The organism is Symbiobacterium turbinis, assembly GCF_055383075.1.
Genome location: NZ_AP042433.1, coordinates 1,624,793 through 1,641,677, shown reverse-complemented (window position 1 = coordinate 1,641,677; position 16,885 = coordinate 1,624,793). Strand labels below are relative to the sequence as shown.

Annotated in this window: 10 protein-coding genes; 4 read left to right on the top strand and 6 right to left on the bottom strand. The window is 67.9% G+C overall.

What is annotated here, in order from left to right:
* Positions 1 to 6 precede the first annotated feature (6 nt).
* Entirely contained in the window at positions 7 to 2,328 is a 2,322-nt protein-coding gene (locus ACZ45O_RS07905; protein ID WP_464857215.1) for a formylglycine-generating enzyme family protein, read from the bottom strand.
* Between the two features lie 77 nt (positions 2,329 to 2,405).
* A complete protein-coding gene (locus ACZ45O_RS07900; RefSeq protein ID WP_464857213.1) occupies positions 2,406 to 3,134 on the bottom strand; it encodes a Crp/Fnr family transcriptional regulator in 729 nt (242 codons plus the stop codon).
* 269 nt (positions 3,135 to 3,403) lie between these two features.
* On the opposite strand from ACZ45O_RS07900, the gene ACZ45O_RS07895 reads away from it, so the two are divergent.
* From ACZ45O_RS07895 to ACZ45O_RS07885, 3 genes are all read left to right on the top strand, one after another.
* On the top strand, positions 3,404 to 4,138 hold the full coding sequence (locus ACZ45O_RS07895) for a DUF7144 family membrane protein (RefSeq protein WP_464857211.1): 735 nt from the start codon (positions 3,404 to 3,406) through the stop codon (positions 4,136 to 4,138).
* Complete coding sequence (locus ACZ45O_RS07890; RefSeq protein WP_464857210.1) at positions 4,138 to 4,815, top strand: hypothetical protein; 678 nt, start codon at positions 4,138 to 4,140, stop codon at positions 4,813 to 4,815. Before ACZ45O_RS07895 ends, ACZ45O_RS07890 begins: the two co-directional genes overlap by 1 nt.
* A 146-nt stretch (positions 4,816 to 4,961) precedes the next feature.
* The gene (locus ACZ45O_RS07885) at positions 4,962 to 5,420 is read left to right on the top strand and encodes an IS1096 element passenger TnpR family protein (protein WP_464857208.1); all 459 of its coding nucleotides are present in this window, start codon (positions 4,962 to 4,964) and stop codon (positions 5,418 to 5,420) included.
* Here the strand turns inward: ACZ45O_RS07885 and ACZ45O_RS07880 are convergent.
* Positions 5,402 to 6,373 (bottom strand): patatin-like phospholipase family protein, encoded by a 972-nt coding sequence (locus tag ACZ45O_RS07880; protein ID WP_464857207.1) that lies wholly within the window; start codon positions 6,371 to 6,373, stop codon positions 5,402 to 5,404. The genes ACZ45O_RS07885 and ACZ45O_RS07880 overlap by 19 nt on opposite strands.
* 173 nt (positions 6,374 to 6,546) lie before the next feature.
* On the opposite strand from ACZ45O_RS07880, the gene ACZ45O_RS07875 reads away from it, so the two are divergent.
* On the top strand, positions 6,547 to 13,287 hold the full coding sequence (locus ACZ45O_RS07875) for a tandem-95 repeat protein (protein ID WP_464857205.1): 6,741 nt from the start codon (positions 6,547 to 6,549) through the stop codon (positions 13,285 to 13,287).
* Between the two features lie 995 nt (positions 13,288 to 14,282).
* Here the strand turns inward: ACZ45O_RS07875 and ACZ45O_RS07870 are convergent.
* From ACZ45O_RS07870 to ACZ45O_RS07860, 3 genes are read right to left on the bottom strand one after another with little or no spacing between them, the layout of a single operon-like run.
* Complete coding sequence (locus ACZ45O_RS07870; protein WP_464857203.1) at positions 14,283 to 15,272, bottom strand: branched-chain amino acid ABC transporter permease; 990 nt, start codon at positions 15,270 to 15,272, stop codon at positions 14,283 to 14,285.
* A gap of 7 nt (positions 15,273 to 15,279) precedes the next feature.
* On the bottom strand, positions 15,280 to 16,140 hold the full coding sequence (locus ACZ45O_RS07865; RefSeq protein ID WP_464857201.1) for a branched-chain amino acid ABC transporter permease: 861 nt from the start codon (positions 16,138 to 16,140) through the stop codon (positions 15,280 to 15,282).
* Position 16,141: 1 nt separating this feature from the next.
* The gene (locus ACZ45O_RS07860) at positions 16,142 to 16,876 is read right to left on the bottom strand and encodes an ABC transporter ATP-binding protein (protein WP_464857199.1); all 735 of its coding nucleotides are present in this window, start codon (positions 16,874 to 16,876) and stop codon (positions 16,142 to 16,144) included.
* Positions 16,877 to 16,885: the final 9 nt, after the last annotated feature.

Genomic DNA, 16,885 nt, shown 5'->3' with positions numbered 1-16,885 from the left:
CGTACTTCACCGCACGCACCGGAAACCGATGCTGGGGCTCTTGTACTCCGGCTCAACGTTATTGCGGCTCCATGTGCGCAGGTCGTAGGCGTAGTCGGCCTTGCTCCCGCCCCGCAGGTAGCGGTAGTGGATCATGGGGTAGATGTCGGCCGTCCACTCGGAGACGTTGCCGGCCATGTCGTAGACGCCGTAGGGGCTGGCCGCGTCGACCGTCTGGAAGTCGCCGTAGCGCTGGCCGTTGTAGAAACCGACCGGCGTGGTGTCGCTGAACCCCTCGGCGGTCTCGAAGGGATCCCGGCTGTGGTAGTAGTTGGCGTGCTGCGGGGTGATCTCGTCGCCCCACGGATAGGCCCGCTGCGACGTGCCCTTGGCGGCCTTCTCCCACTCCGCCTCGGTGGGCAGCCGCCAGCCGTGGGCCTCACAGTACCCCCTGGCGCCGAACCAGGTCACCATGGTGGCGGGATGGTTCTCGTAGCCCGGCAGCACGGCGAAGCCGCCGCCGTCCTCCACGATGCGGTTGGCCGGATCGCCCAGGAAGAAGTGCGGGTAGTCGCCCGGCGGGTACTCCTTCTCGTGCCGGCCGTGGTTGAACGCATCTCCGGGGTAGTGCGCCACGATGACGTCGCCGTCGCGCCGCAGGGTGCCGTCTGCAAGCGCCTTTTCGAGGTAGGCGGCGAACTGGGCGTTGGTCACCGGGGTCACCATGATCTCGAACTCGTCGACCATCGTCTCGATCTCATCGCGCCCCATGGGGAAGGGCCCGGCGGGAACCGTGACCCAGGCCTCCGGGTTGGCCCCGGCCTCGGTGAACTGGCTGAGCCCGGGCGGGGGCGTGGGCGGAGAGCCGCAGCCCGCCAGCAGCGAGGAGGCCACGATGAGCGCCGCGATGGTGGTCGTCATCTTGCTCCAGCGGCCGCCTGGTCGGAAGAGATCCACCAGCAGCCAGAGCATGAAGATGCCCAGCACGATGAGCACGGCCCCGAGGCCGATGTCCATCATCAGCATGGTGTTGTTGACGATGCCCTGCTGGTAGTACTCGCTGACGAACAGCCGCTTCAGGCTGAAGATGGTGGCGCCGGCGAAGGCCAGGTCGGAGCCGATGATCACGATCCAGCCGAACCAGCGGCGCACCTTGCCCTTCAGGCCGATCATGTCGGCGAAGTAGAAGAGGATGATGGTGGCCACGATGGCCGAGAGCATGTGCCAGTGGCCGGCGAGCGTGATGCGCTCCTCACGGTGGGGCATGGTGCGGATGAGATCGTCCAGCTTCACGGCCATGAAGATGCCGACGAAGGTGGTGCAGAAGTTCATGTAGACCATCTGCCACGTCGCCCCGAAGCGGAGCGGGTCGTGCACCAGGGCCTTCAGCTTCTGGCCGAAGGTGGCCTTCTCGATGCCCTGTTCGGCCAGCCGGTCGCTGATCAGCCTGCCCCAGGCGTAGATCACCAGGAAGAGCGCCGCGAGCAGGATGAAGGTGGAGCCGACGTAGATGATGGTGTGGGCGGCCGCCGTGAACACGACGGACCAGGCGCCGAAGCTGGTCACGATGGTGCCGAAGATCATGAGCGGCATGGCCAGCCTGTGCAGAGTGCCCTTGAAGTCGAACCATCTGCAGATGAGGAGACAGGTGGCCACGGCGATGAGCGTGAGCATGATGTGCAGGTGGCCGATGATCGAGCTCTGCAGCACGGTCCGCACCGGGTCGCGCACCACGTCTTCAGATAAGAACGAGACGAACCCGTTGCCGAAGAAGGCGCCGGGAATCGCCCCGAAGATGGCGGATATGAGGGTGCAGACGGCCATGGTGAAGAAAGCGGCGCGCTCCAGGTCGATGCCGCCGCGCGTGCGCGCGTAACTGGGGTCGCGCTGGCGGTATTCGGACCCGAAGGGCCAGAGGGCCACCGCCAGCAGGATTCCGGCGTAGAACAGCAGGGCCTGGCCCACCAGGAAGAGCCCGTGGAAGACCCAGTTCTGGCCGAAGTACCCGAAAATGAGTCCGCTGAACATGGCCAGCAGGTAGCCCACCGTGGTGACCGTGTTGATGTTGGCCTGCTGCTGGGGCTTCATGGGCACCCGGTCGGTGATGAGGTACACGAGGACGGCGACGACGGCAAAGGCGATGGAATGGTACAGGCTGACGATGCGACCCTCGCGCTGCACCGGCTCGAGCTTCATGCCCAGCAGGTTCACCGTCACATCGCGCACGCCCCACTCGACCATGGGGCCGGAGAGCGTCATCCAGATGGCGGTAACCAGGGCAACGAGGCCGATGGCCAGCAGGCACAGGCCGCGCGTGGAACGGAACAGGTAGTGCAGACGACTTTGCATGGTGCCTCCCTCCCTGGCGGATCCCTGTCACCTTCACCTTACCAGCGGGGAGGCGGCGGAACATTGACCTGAGTCAATCAAACCGATTCAAGCGCTGCCTCATCCAGATTCAGGGAAATGCGGTGCAGCTCGCACGGATCGAGCAGTTCGATGTGGCCGTAGCCGGCGTCCTCAATCAGGTTCTGGCTCTTGAGCTCGCCCAGCACCCGCACGACCGTCTCCACCGCCAGCCCGCACATGGAGGCGATCTCGCTCCGGGTGAGGGAGACGAAGGAGGTGCCGTCGCGGCACTCGGTGGTCATGAGCAGGATGCTGGCCACCACGGACCGGGCCGGCAGCGTGGAGACGTGCTGCAGGCGCATGTAGCTGAGGGTCAGCTCCTCGGAGAGGCCGGAGATGAGCGCACAGGCCAGATCGGGGTTGTTCTGGATCGCGCGCCAGGTCGCGTCGCGCTCGACGAAGTAGACCTCCGCGCCCTGCCGGCCGGCGCGGGCGCCGTAGCAGTACGCGGGCGTCATGCGCAGGCCGGCCAGCCCCACAGGCGCGCCGGGCGGCGCCATGCGGATGATCTGCTCACGGCCCTCCGCATCCACCACGTACTCGTGAATCTGCCCGCGCGTGACCAGCCACCAGCCCACGACCGGGTCGCCCTGGTTGAAGAGGATCTCGCCCCGTGCCAGCTCGCGGCGGGTAGCCAGAGGGCGCAGCAGCATCAGCTCATCCCGCATGTCGCGCCAGCAGAAGGGCGCGCCGCGCTCCCGCACCGGGCAGTCCGCACAGCGTTCCCTCGGCTGCGGTGTGGACATGCCGTCACCTCCCTTCCTAAATAACATTGCGGGAGCCGCCGCTTTCGTTCTACCCGCCGGAATGCCCCATTTTGGGCACATTTCCATAAGTATTTGGACGCACCAGGGCCGCCTGGCACTAACGCGCCGGGGGGGCGATTTGGACATAACCAAACTATCTATATTTAGCGTATATGTGATCCAGGTCAATGTTTTGCGCCGAGCGCTTTGTTATGTGTGAATTGACCGGGGATTCTCCGGTCGCGACAGACAGCGCGAGGAGGATGACTATGACGAAAGACCCAACCCCTCTGGTGCGCGGCGCAGCTGTTCTGCTCATGACCCTGACGACCGTGTTTCACATCATCGGCGGCATCGGCGCGGTCTGCGTCTCGTTCGGCGGACCCGATTACCGGCCGGCCATGCCGTACATCCCGTATCAGCACATCTACCAGCCCATCACCATCACCGTCATGATCCTCGGCTTCGTCTTCGTCATTCTGACTTATGCCATGTTCCGCGGTGAGCGCTGGGCCGTGTGGACGGCCATAGGCCTCATGGCCTTCAGCCTGGTCATTACGTACATCCGCATGCGGTACTCCCTGATGATCCGCGGTGGGACGGCGCCGACCAACGTGCGCTTTTACATCACCATCGTGACCCTCGTGTACATGCTGATCACCCAGATCCCGGCCATTCGCAACAAGGTGGACTGGAACCGGCCGCTGGGCAGGACCGGTCCTTACAGCACGCCGGGCGGCCTGGCCCTGATGGTGGCCGGTCTGTTCACGGCGCTCTCGCCCTGGGGCGTGGGCTCCAGCCACGTCTTCGACGGCGTCAACTACGCGATGATCATGGCGAAGCCGCTGGTGCTCACGGGCAGCCTCTTCATGCTGGCTGGTGCGGGCCTGCTGCTCTCCGTCCGGCTCGGCCGCTCGGTGGACGAGCTGCTGGTGAGCTGGGTGCGCCGGCTGATCTCGGACCGGCGGCCTGAGGCGGCGACTGTGGAAGGGGGGCGCAACTGATGCCAGGTGGCGGCGGTGGTGGTTTCCTGCAGTACATGGACAGCATGGCGATGGCTTTCGGCTTCATCCTCTTCCTGTGGGTCCTGCACCACGCGTGCGGCCGCTACGTGAAGCTGCACCACGGCGCCTTCCTGGGCGGCTCGATTGTGTCGCTCATCGTGGTCTTCCTGGTGGGCCGCAAGGCTGAGCTGGCGCTGGATCCCTTCGTGGGCGCCATGGCGCTCCTGGCCGCGGTGCTCTACGCCACCGGGTTCCTGGCCCTGATGGACGAGCGGCGCCGCATCACGCCCTACTTCGTGGCCTACAGCATGGTGGGCATTCTCGGGTACGCGGTGGCGGCCCACTACGGCGCCGTGACGGCGGAGGTATGGCAGAACACGCTCATGTGGATGACGGTCATCCCCAGCGGAGCCGTGCTGCTGGGCGGCCCGATCTGGCTCATGTCCAGGAAGGGCGACGGCCCGCACGCCCTGTGGGTGCCCCTGGGCACGATCCTGCTCTACGCCGCCTTCTACTACATGGTCGGCACGACCAACGAGACCATCGCGCTGGGCGACAACGCCAGTTCGCTCATCAACACGCTGCTGGCGGTCGGCTACCTCTGCCACCTGCTGGGCTTCGTGCTGGTGCGGGGCTGGCTGGCGGCCGATCAGCCCGACGTCGCAGAGTCGGCGTAAAGCGGGGCGCATACCGAAAGCCCCTGTGCCGTTTGGCACGGGGGCTTTCTGCATATTAATGGCGATTTCGTGCAGGAGATCACCCGGCCTCTTGCGAAGCAGTAGTGCCATGCAGCACGATGCGCGTCAGCAGAGGGGGCACTGAGGTGGCAGTACGAGGGTGGTTTACCGTTCGCGTGGACCTTGTTTCGGGCGCTGGCCTGCACTTCGCGCCGCAGCCGGGTCGCATCTTCCTGGTTGGGCCTTCACATACGTTCCTCGATCTCGCGACCGCCATCGACCTGGGCTTTGCCCGGTGGGACCTGAGCCACCTGCACGAGTTCCGCTTCCCCGACGGGCGCTGTTTCGGCATACCCGATGAGGACTACGACACACAGGTGGTCGACTACGAGAAGGTCCGGGTGGGGGCGCAGGTGAAGCGGGGGGAGCGGTTTACGTACATCTTTGATTTTGGCGCCAACTGGCACCATCAGTGCGAGGTGCTCTCGTCCAACCTCGACCCGCTTGAGGTGCTGGGCCACGTGCCGCGCCAGCCCACGCCCATCTGGGGCTGGGGCTGGATTCCCGACCAGTACGCCCGGCAGAGCTACGGGGACGAGGCCTGAGGCCGGGAGGCGGTGAGGGGCAGGAGCCCCGGCTGGGGGGAGGGCGCGGGCCGGGCCGGGGGTGCGGCCGCTGGCGCCCCGCCGGGCTCGCGCCCCGTGGCGACGTCGCTGCCCGGCAGCCGGTCGCTGCCGATGAGGCGGTCAGCCCCGGGAAGGCGGTCGGCGCCGAAGGCGTCCAGGCACGCCCGGATGGCCGGGATCGCCTCGGCCGCGGCCGCCTCGCCGCTCAGGACCTGCGCCCGGTAGCGGTGGAACTCGAAGATGCCGCAGTCGGCCCAGGGGCGGATGACCACATCCGCCCCGTTCAGCTGTGCGGCCACCAGGTGCTGATCCATGATCTCCAGCATGCGCATGAGGAAGACCAGGGGATGCCTGGGCTTTTTTCGTCTCCAGGGGTAGGGAACCGAGAGGTCGACGGCAATCACGATGTCCGCCCCCAGGGCCCGCGCCTGCGCGACGGGCACCTTGTGCACCACGCCGCCGTCCACCAGCCGCCGGTCGCCCAGCTGCACCGGCCGCACGATGCAGGGCATCGCCGTGGAGGCGCGCAGGATCGGGCCCAGCGGGCCGCTCCGCAGCGTGACGGGCTCGCCGGTGTCGGCGTCGGTGGCGGTGGCGGCGAAGGGGATGCGGAGGTCCTCAACCTTCAGCCGTCCCACCACCCGCTCGAAGGAGGCGGCGAGGGGCGAGTTGTCCAGCCAGCCGTCGCGCGCCCAGATGGGCCGGAACAGGTCGCGGAAACGCACCGCGGCAAAGACGCGCTCGATGTCATCGGTGGAGAGTCCGGCGGCGTACGCGGCTCCCACCATCGCGCCGACCGACGTGCCGGCGACGCAGGCGACGGGAATGCCCGCCGCCTCCAGCGCCCGCAGCACGCCCACGTGGGCCGCTCCCCGGGCGCCGCCGCCGCCCAGGGCGAGCCCGATCCGCGGCCTGCTCAAACTCTTCCCCATGGCACCTCACCTCCCGATCAGTATTCCCCTTTGCGCGCCGTGGCGGCGGTGCTCGCTGAGAGGAAATCTGAGCCTTTCAGGCGAACAAGTTTTAGGCAATACTTGTTTAACCCCTATGCGGACGTCGCCCGACGCCGGGCGTGAGGTGGGGGAAAGCGGGAGGATCACGACGCATGTGGAGAGTCAAGCGGATTGCAGTTGCCCTGAGCCTGCTGCTGTTATCTGACCTGTGGTCTCCCCTGGCGCTCGGGGGAACCCTTGTCCAGGATCAGTTCGACCCGTCAGAGCCGCCGCAGGAGTGCCGGGCGGGGTATGCCTGCGCGCAGGTCTTCACGGCCGACACCACCGGCGTGGTCGAGCGCGTCAGCCTTCCGCTGCGCTGGGAGGGGGATACGGCCGACCTGCGGGTGGAGGTGCGCACGGTCTCGGGCGGGCGCCTGGGAGACCGGATCCTGGCCCAGGGCCAGCTGAGGCCCGCCCCGCAGGGCGCGTGGCCGGTGTGGGTCGACGTGCCGCTGGCGGCCGAACCGGGTCAGCGGCTGACTCAGGGCGGTGAGTACGCCCTGGTGGTGACCACGGCGGGCGAGAGCAATCCTGACCAGCCCACGGCCTATTACTGGTATGACGTGGACAACCCCGACGCGGCGCCCGGGCATGCGCTGCTGGAGTTCCAGCCCGGGGCCTGGCGGGCGCACCACGAGTTCGATTTTGCCTATGAGATCACGCTGACCGAGCAGAACCTTCCTCCTGCAATCGTGGTCCAGGACGCGGTCGAGATGGAGGAGGACGGCACCTACCAGCTGCCGCTGCAGGTGGACGACGAGAACCCCACTGCGGTGCGGGTGACGGCCTACTCCACCACTCCGGACCTGGTGGCCGACAGCGGCCTGCGGGTCAGCGGGACGGGCGCCCACCGGGTGCTGACGATCACCCCGGTGCCGGATGCGCACGGCACGGGCACCATCATCGTGACGGCGACCGACGAGGACAACCTCTACACCAACACCGCCGTGCAGCTGACGGTCACGCCCGTGAACGATGAGCCTGAGCTGCACGCGCAGGTGAGCGATCTGGAAACCCCGGAGGACACTCCGATCGCCATCCCGGTGCGGATCGGGACCCCCGGCGGCATCAGCCTGCAGCAGGCCGGCCCCATGATCTGGGCGGATGACCCCGACGGCGACGACCTGACGGTGGACGTGACCACCGACTCGCCTGACCTGCTGTCGGTGGCCGTGACGGGGACCGGCGCAAACCGGCAGATCAGCATCCTGCCGGTGGTGGGGAAGAGCGGGAAGGCCAGCGTGACGGTGACCGTGAGCGACGGCGAGGCGACGGTGGCGCATACGTTCGCGGTCACGGTGACGGCGGTGAACGAGCCGCCGCGCATCCAGCCCGATCCGTTGCCGAAGCGTACCATCGATGAGGACAGTGAACTGACGTTTAACTTTACGGTCTCCGATGACAAGACCCCGGCCCAGGACCTGACCGTCACGGTGACGGCTGATGACCAGGACCTGTTCAGGGACGCCGACGCGCAGGTCGTCAACGATCAGGGCAGTGTGACGGTGACATGGCAGCCGGTCGCCGACGCGCACGGCACGACCACGATCAGGGTGGTCGTGAGGGATCTCGACGGCGGCGAGACCGAGGCTGCGTTCACGGTCGACGTCCGGCCGCAGAATGATCCGCCCCGCTTCACCCGTGCCCTGCCCACCGTGGAGCAGCAGATCGATGAGGATGGTGTCTATCGGTTCGAGGTAGAGGCGGAGGACCCGGACAAGGGGGACGAACTCACCCTTCACGTCCTGAGCAGCAACACGAAGCTGCTGCCCACGGGCCGCATCACCGTCGATCAGAAGGGGCCCGGCTGGTGGGAGGTCACCCTCGAGCCGAGTCCCGATGAGCATGGCCAGACGCAGATCACCGTGCAGGTGGTGGATCGCGCGGGCGAGCGCGCGGAGCACCGGTTCTCCTTGAAGGTGAACTCCGTCAATGACCCGCCGGTGATCGAACCCATTGCGGATGTGCTGCGCGAGATCGGGGTCACGCAGATCGACGTCACGGTGCGCATCACCGACGTGGAAAGCACGGCCAGCGGCCTCGTGGTGACGGCCACGGCCCAGGACACGCTGTTCATCGAGAACATCCTGGTGCAGAACATCGGCCCCGACCGCTGGCGGCTGACGATCATCCCCCGGCGCGACCGGGAGGGCAGCACGTTCATCACCGTGTCGGCCTCCGACAAGGAGGACACCACCACGGCGCAGTTCCGGGTGGTGATTGCCCGGCGTCTCGAGATCGACAATCTGCCGGAGCAGGCCGTGATGGATGAGGACGGCACGGCGGTCTTCCACTTTGATGTGACGCCGGACGACAAGATCAAGGAAGTGCGCGTGATTTCGCGGGATACCGTGCTGCTTCCCCAGGACAGGGTGGCCCTCGACCGGGTCGGCCCGGGCCGGTACCGGCTGCAGTTGGATCCCGCGCCCGACAAGTTCGGCAAGGTGGTCGTGGTGGTGGAGGCCGAGAATGACTACGGCATGGTCACCACCCACTACCTGACGCTGACGGTCAACCCCGTCAACGATGCGCCGGTCCTGGACCCGATTCCCTCTCCGCAGCGGACGAAGGAAGACGTCAGGCTCAGCGTGCCGCTGTACCTGTACGACCCCGACCCGTTTGACCACTTCACGTTCCACTTCGAGTCCAGCAATGACCACCTGGTGCCGCCGTATGCCCCCTACCTCATCGTCGAGGGCGCGGGGACCGACTGGACGCTGCACATCACCCCCTTCAAGGACGCGCACGGGTCCACCGTCATCACGGTCACCGTGCAGGACAGCGGCAACGCGATCGCCACGGCCCAGTTTGAACTGATCGTCGATCCCGTTGACGACCCGCCGGTGATCAAGCTGCCCGCCTCGAACACCATGGATGAGGACACCACGGCGTTCTTCGAGATCGTGGTTGAGGACGTGGACGGCCCGGGCGGGACCCGGCTGGATGCCAAGTCAACCGACACCGAGCAGCTACAGGTGTCGCTGGTGCGGAGCGAGAACTGGGTCGACACGTACAGCTTGATGGTCAGGCCCATCCAGAACAAGAGCGGCCCGATTCAGGTGCACCTGACGGTCGTGAGCGGCGCCGCCGAGGTGGCGTCCGCGGTGTTCATCATCAACGTCAGGGAGATCAACGACCCACCGGAGCTCACGGTACACGCCGGCCGGGTGGAGATGGACGAGGACCATACGGCTGTCATAGGTCTGTCCGTCTTCGACGTCGAGACCCCCCTCGACCGGCTGCAGCTGTCGGCCACAACGGACAACCCGACCCTTCTGCCGTCCGGGAGCCTGACCTTCAGGGGTACGGGTCTCCACCGGGAGTTGGTCATCACCCCGGCGGCCGACCAGTTCGGGGAGGCCACCGTGTGGGTGACGCTCAGCGACGGTTCGGCTGAGGTCACGTCCGACCCGATTGAGGTGGTCGTGCACTCCGTGCCCGATGCGCCCCGGATCATCGGCATCGGCGACCACATCACCATCGATGAGGACGAGACGTTCATCCGGGACGTGGAGGTCTACGACCCCGATTCGCCCATGAGCGAGGTGGAAGTGGACGTCACGTTCGTGGTCGACCCGGCCAACCCCGACCTGCTGGCTGCGGATGGCGTCAGGCTCGAGGGGACGGGCAAGAACCGGCGGTTGGTGGTGGAGCCGGCGCGGGATGAGAGCGGCACTGCGACCATCTTCATCCACACCTGGAGCCGTGACGACGACGTGCGGGCCGAGTATCCGATTACGCTGACGGTCAACCCCGTCAACGACCCGCCTGAGCTCGGCGAGTTCAACTACTCGCAGGTGACGATTCTGGAAGGCGAGTCGCTCACCGGCATCTCCCTGACCTACTGGGATGTGGACTCGCCCCTGAGCAGCCTGACGGCGACCATCGCCTCCGACAACCCGGACCTGCTGCCGGACGGCAGCATGTCGGTGGTCCTCAGCAACGGCCGTGCGGACGTCGCCGCACTGCCGGCGACGCATCGGTACGGCACGGCGATCATCACGCTCACCATCTCCGATGGCGAGGACTCGTCCAGCCGTAGCTTCCGGCTGACGGTGGAGCCCGTGAATGACCCGCCGTCCTTCGTGCTGAAGGATCTCATCCATACGGTGGACGAGGATGCGCCCCCGCAGCAGGTCGTCGGCTGGGCCACTGAGATCTCGCCCGGGCCCTTTGAGGAACACCAGACGGTGTGGTTTGAGCTGCGCGTCGAATCTGGGGCGGGACTGTTCGCCGAGGGTCCCGAAGTGACGCCGGACGGCACGCTTACCTATACGCTCGCCCAGGACCAGTACGGCGAGGCGGTGGTGGCGATCTGGCTGGTGGACGACGGCGGAACGGCCAACGGCGGCGAGGACACATCTCCCGAGCAGACGTTCCGCATCAGGGTCCAGCCGGTCAACGACCCGCCGGTGATCGAACACATCCCGTCGATCGGCACCGAGATCGGGCAGGTGTCCCCCGAGATCGCCATCATCGTGACCGACGTGGACTCTGATGTCAGCCAGTTCGCGGATCCCGTCGTCACGTCGGGGAATCAGGCCCTGGTGCCGAACGATTCGGAGCACATCATCTTGACCAAGGAAGCTCCCGGGCAGTGGAAGCTGCGGCTAAGGCCGGTGGACGGCAAGATCGGCACCGCCAGGATCACCGTCAAGGTCGACGACGGAGACGGCGCCACGACCACGCACCAGTTCGACCTGGTCGTCAACAACCTGTGGCTGAGCGGGCTGGAGCCGTCGCAGGGGACCATGACGCCGACCTTCGACCCCTACATCCTCGGCTACACCGTGGTCTACTCCGGCTGGCTGCCCCAGGTGAACGTGACGGCCACCACCCAGGATGACGACGTGCGCCTCCGCATCCGCCGCTCGGATACGCTGGACGAGTGGCGGGACGCCCAGAGCGGCAGGCTGTCGCCGGCGATCACGCTGGATGACAGCGGCGGCTCCGTGGAGGTGGAGGTGTACTCCCCCGTCACCGGGATATCCAAGTCGTACCTGCTGACCTTCGTGCGGTCCAAGTCGACCGTGACCGAGCTGGTCGACCTCTCCATCAACCCCGGGCGCCTGCAGCCCGAGTTCCAGCCCGATCGCACCACCTATTCCGCGACGGTCCCGCACGAGGTCACGGAAGTGACCGTGAACTACGTCGCCGGCGACGCCTGGACGAAGGTGAACGTGGAGGGGCACCAGAATCTGAAGGTCGGCCTCAACCGCATCACGGTCACGGTGACGGCGGAGAACGGCGAGCAGAAGGTGTACACGATCAACCTGACGCGCGAGTACGGGCCGATGGAGATCGGCGACGTCGAGGTGGAGACCGGCGCCGAGTGGGCCAGCCTGCGGTTCGAAACCGACGCCTCGGCGGAAGTGACCGTCTTCTACCGCCCGGACGGCGGCACGGAGCTGAGCCGGTACGCCGGCCGGGGCTATCGGCACGGGGTGACCCTGACCGGGCTGGAGCCGGCCACGCGGTACACCTTCCGCATCCACGCCACCCGCACCAACGGCCCCGACGCCGAACTGGTCAGCTCCTTCCGGACGCAGGCGCCGGAGGCCACCGGCCCCTGCGAGGTGGGGCCCGACGGTCGTCTGCACTGCCCGGCGACCGCCCGGGATGAGTCCCTGGTGACCGCAGTGCTGCCCGGGGGGGCCGATCCGCATCGGACGGCGGTCGTCAGCGTGACCGATCTGGACATGGGCGCCGCGGTGGCGGCGGTCCTGGCCGGGGAGGAAGCGGATGCCGTTCCTGGTGAGCCGGCGGTGACGGTGCATCTCGGCGATGAACCCTACGGCGCTGCGCTCCTGGACGCCCAGGCGCTGCAGCGGGCGGCCGGCTGGGGGGTCGCCGTGAAGGTGGAGTCTGCCCGGGGCAGCGTGACGCTGACGCCGGCGTTCATGGCCAACCTGAGCCTGGCCCAGGACGAGCGGCTGGCCGTCACCCTGACGGAGGGTGACATCGACTCCCGCTACGTGGAGCCCTGGCTGGGCGTCGGCGGCTACCGGGTGGTCGGCGAGCCGCTGGCGTTGACCCTGACCCGCATCGACCCGGCCGGCGTGCCCAGGCCGCTCACGGCCTGGCCCGCCCCGGTGGTGGTGAGCCACCCCGTCCACGCTGTGGATGAGATCGAGGCGGCCACGACAGCGGTCTTCACGCAGGTGTCCGACAGGGCGCAGCTGGAGCCGCTGGGCGGCAGGCTGTCGGCGGAGGGGGACCGCATCGAGGTGGCCCAGGCGGCGCCGGGAATCACCGTGCTGCTGGCCTACGACAACCGCTTCTCCGACGTGCCCCCGAGCCACTGGGCCTACCGCATCGTCCACGAGATGGCCGCACGCCAGGTCCTGCGCGGCGTTTCGCCCACCGAGTTTGCCCCGGACCGGCCCATCACCCGGGGGCAGCTGGCCGCCATCCTGGCCCGGTCCCTGAAGCTCGGCGAGGACGACCGGTTCGCCCGCATCTATCACGACATCTCGCCCTATGACCCGATGGCGGGCGAGATCGGCGGCGCCATCCGGGCCGGCGTGATGATGGGCTATCCCGACGGCACGTTCCGGCCCGACCTCCCGGTCACCCGGCAGGAGCTGGCCGTGGTGCTGAGCCGCATGGCCGACCGGCTGAACCTGCCCGGCTCCATCGACCGCGAGGTGGCCGAGCGGCTGACCTGGATGGCCGACTGGACCGACGTCGCCCCCTGGGCTCAGGACGGCGTGCGCTACGCCGTGGCCGAGGGCCTGATGATGGGGCGCTCCGACACGACCTTCGCCCCGCAGGAGCACACCACCCGCGCCGAGACCGCGACGGTGATCAAGCGGCTGCTGGACAAGGTGGCCCCGGGCGAGTGGCGGTGATGAACAGGAACCCGGACGCTGGTGACCCAGCGTCCGGGTTCGAGTTTTTTCGGGAGCCGTGTGAATCCGGGTGAGGGTCCCCGTGCGTATTGATCTGGCCGGGGGTATAGGTGTTTGGAGTCGGGTGCTGGGGGCGAACAAGCGCCGGCTCCGCGGCCCTGGGCCGGGCTGATGGGGTATTGGGAGCCCGGAGCAGGGTGCCAACTGCGGCGGATTTCGACTTGTTGGTGGTCGGGAAGTGGAAATTCGCCGCACTGGGCAAGCGGCGCCGCCGTGGGCCGGGGTGATGGGGAGTTGGGAGACCGGTGCAGGTGGCGACCTGCTGCGGATTTCGACTTGTTGGTGGCGGGGAAGTGGAAATTCGCCGCACTGGGCCGGCGGCGCAGCCGTGGGCCGGAGTGTTGGGGTGTTTGGAGCCCGGTGCAGGGTGCCAACTGCGGCGGATTTCGACTTGTTGGTGGCGGGGAAGTGGAAATTCGCCGCACTTGGCTGGCGGCGCAGCCGAGGGGCGGAGTGTTGGGGTGTTTGGAGTTCGGTGCGGGGTGCGAACTGCGGCGGATTTCGACTTGTTGGTGGTGGGGAAGTGGAAATTGGCCGCACTTGGCCGGCGGCGCAGCCGTGGGCCGGCGTGTTGGGGTGTTTGGAGCTCGGTGCGGGGTGCGAACTGCGGCGGATTTCGACTTGTTGGTGGTGGGGAAGTGGAAATTGGCCGCACTTGGCCGGCGATGCCGCCGTGGGCCGAGTCGATGAGGCGTTCAAAGTCGGGCCACGGGCACGACGTGCGGCGGGAGCGCCCCGAGCTTCCCGAGACAGCCAGTTGCCTCAGGGACCCGGGCCAGCGAGTTGGGGCAGGTTACGCGGGTTCAGGACCGCCGGAGGCTCTCTGTGCTTCCCGGCCGTCATACTGCGCCTCGAGATGATGGGCCCCGCCGGACTCATGGGTGAGTCACGGCGGGGCCGGTCGTTGCTCGCAGCACAATTCACCGCCCACCACCCTACCGCGCTGCCCGCACCTCCGCTCCGGCCCGGGCCAGCGTCATCCGCCGCAGGCTGCGGGCCACGCCGGCGATGCCCTGCGGCAGGAAGAGCACGATCAGCGCATACAAGAGCCCCAGGGCCAGGCGCCAGCGCTCGGTGTAGGAAGAGAGCAGCGTGCCCGCCAGGCGGACGACGCCGGCGCCCAGGGCCGGGCCGCCGAGGGTGCCCGCGCCGCCGATGATGGTCATCAGGAGCACGTTCACGGTCGTCTCCGTGGAAAGCACCGTCGGCACCACGAAGTTCTCGGTGGCCGCGTACATCACCCCGGCCACGGCGGCGACGGCGCCGGCCAGCACGATGGCGCCCAGCTTGAAGGCGAACACGTTGTAGCCGATGGCCGCGGCCCGCTGCTCGTTCTCCCGGATGGCCACCAGCACCCGGCCGAAGGGCGAGCCGATGATGCGCCGAAGCACCAGGAAGACCACCGCCGCCAGGGTCAGGGTGAGCAGGTACAGCTCGACCCGGTTGCGGGGGCCGTAGGCCCAGTCGGGCGCCACCTGCACGCTGAGGCCGTCGCTGCCGCCGGTGATGCTGCTGAACTTCTCCGCGGCCACCCGGAAGAACTCGGCGAAGGCCATGCTGACCATGGCGAAGTAGACGCCCCGCACCCGCAGCGAGAGCCCGCCGATGATGAGGGCCAGTGCGGCCGCGATGGCCGGGGCCAGGGCGATGGACGCCCAGAAGCCGACGCCGTAGTATTTCGCCAGCAGGGCCGCCGCGTAGGTGCCCGCCCCGAAGAAGAGCGCATGACCGAACGAGACGATGCCGGTATACCCCAGGAGCACGTCAAACGACATCGCGAAGACGGCGAAGACGAAGGCGCCGATCAGCAGCGAGAGCAGGTAGCGGTTCCGGCCCACCCCGGGCAGGAACGGGAGGGCGTAGAGCACCGCGATGATCACGAAGGGCAGAATCCGCCCCAGCAGGGAACTGCGCGGCTGCAGCATCTCCACGTCACCCCCTCTGTTCGCCCAGCAGCCCCTGGGGCCGCAGGACCAGCACGACCGCCATCAGGGCGATGTTCACCGCCAGCGCAAACTGCGGCGCGTAGAACCCCACGAAGGCCTGCACCAGCCCGACCAGGATTGCCGCCAGGAGCGAGCCGGTGAAGCTGCCCAGCCCGCCCACCACCACCACGATGAAGGCGGGCAGCAGGTTCTCGGCCGCCAGCGTCGTGTGCGCCCCCTCGAAGGGGCCGGCCACGGCGCCGCCCAGGGCCGCCAGCATGCCGCCCAGGGCGAAGACCCCGGTGAAGACCTTGCGGATGTCCACGCCCAGGGTCTGCACCATCTCCCGGTTCTCCACCCCCGCCCGGACGATGACCCCCAGCCGCGTGCGGGTGAGGAAGAGGTGGACCGCCAGCCAGACCGCCAGCCCCACGGCGATGATGAACAGCCGGTAGACCGGGAAGGGGCGGTCGAAGACCTGCAGGGTGCCCGTGAGGAGGGCGGGCGTCTGGAAGGGGAGCGGGTGCGGCCCCCAGAGCGCCTCCACCGCCTCGTCGAAGATGAGCATCACGCCCAGGGTCATCAGCACCTGGAAGAGCGGGCGGCCGTAGAGCGGGCGGATCGCCAGCAGTTCGATCGAGGCGCCCAGCGCCGCCCCCAGCAGCGCGCCGCCCAGCAGCGCCAGGGGGAAGCTGCCGGTGGCCATGTAGATGGTGAGCGCCCCGTAGGTGCCCAGCATGTAGAGCCCGCCGTGGGCGAAGTTCAGCACGTTCATGAGGCCGAAGATCAGGCTGAGCCCCGAGGCGATGAGGAACCAGAGCAGCCCGACGGTCAGCCCCTGGAGCGCGAGCCACGCGATCAGACCCATCTCATGCCACCCCCAGGTAGCGCTGCCGCAGCACCGGGTCGACCAGCAGGTCGGCCATGCTTCCCTGGTGCACCGTGCGCCCGTCGTCGATGACCACGCAGTTCTCGGCCACCGCCTCGGCCAGGCCGAAGTTCTGCTCCACCAGGAGCACCGTCGTCCGTGACGCGATCTTCAGCAGGGCCTCGCCCAGCTGCTCCACCACCACCGGCGCCAGCCCTTTGCTGGGCTCGTCGATGAGCAGCAGATCGTTGTCGTTGAGCAGCACCCGGCCGATGGCCAGCATCTGCTGCTGCCCGCCGGAGAGCGTGCCCGCGGGCCGGTTCCAGGCCCGCTTCAGGTCCGGGAACAGCTCCAGCACCTCTTCCAGCCGGCCGGTGGCGGCCTCGGGCCCCCGTCGGCGGACCTGCCAGTCCAGGTCGCCGCCCCGCACGGCGACTCGCAGGTTCTCGGCCACCGTCAGGCTGCCGAAGAGGCCCCGGTCCTCCGGCACGTACCCGATGCCCAGGCGGGCGACTTCGTGCGGCGCCAGGCGGGTGATGTCCTGTCCCCTGAACCGGATGCGCCCCCGGCGGGCGGGGTTCAGCCCCATGACGGTGCGAAGGGTGGTCGTCTTGCCGGCGCCGTTCCGCCCCAGGAGGACGGTGATGGCCCCGGGATGCACCGCAAAGGAGACGCCCTGCAGGATGTGGTACTCGCCGATGTAGGTCTCGACCCCTTCCAGTTCCAGCAGCGACACGGGCTTCAC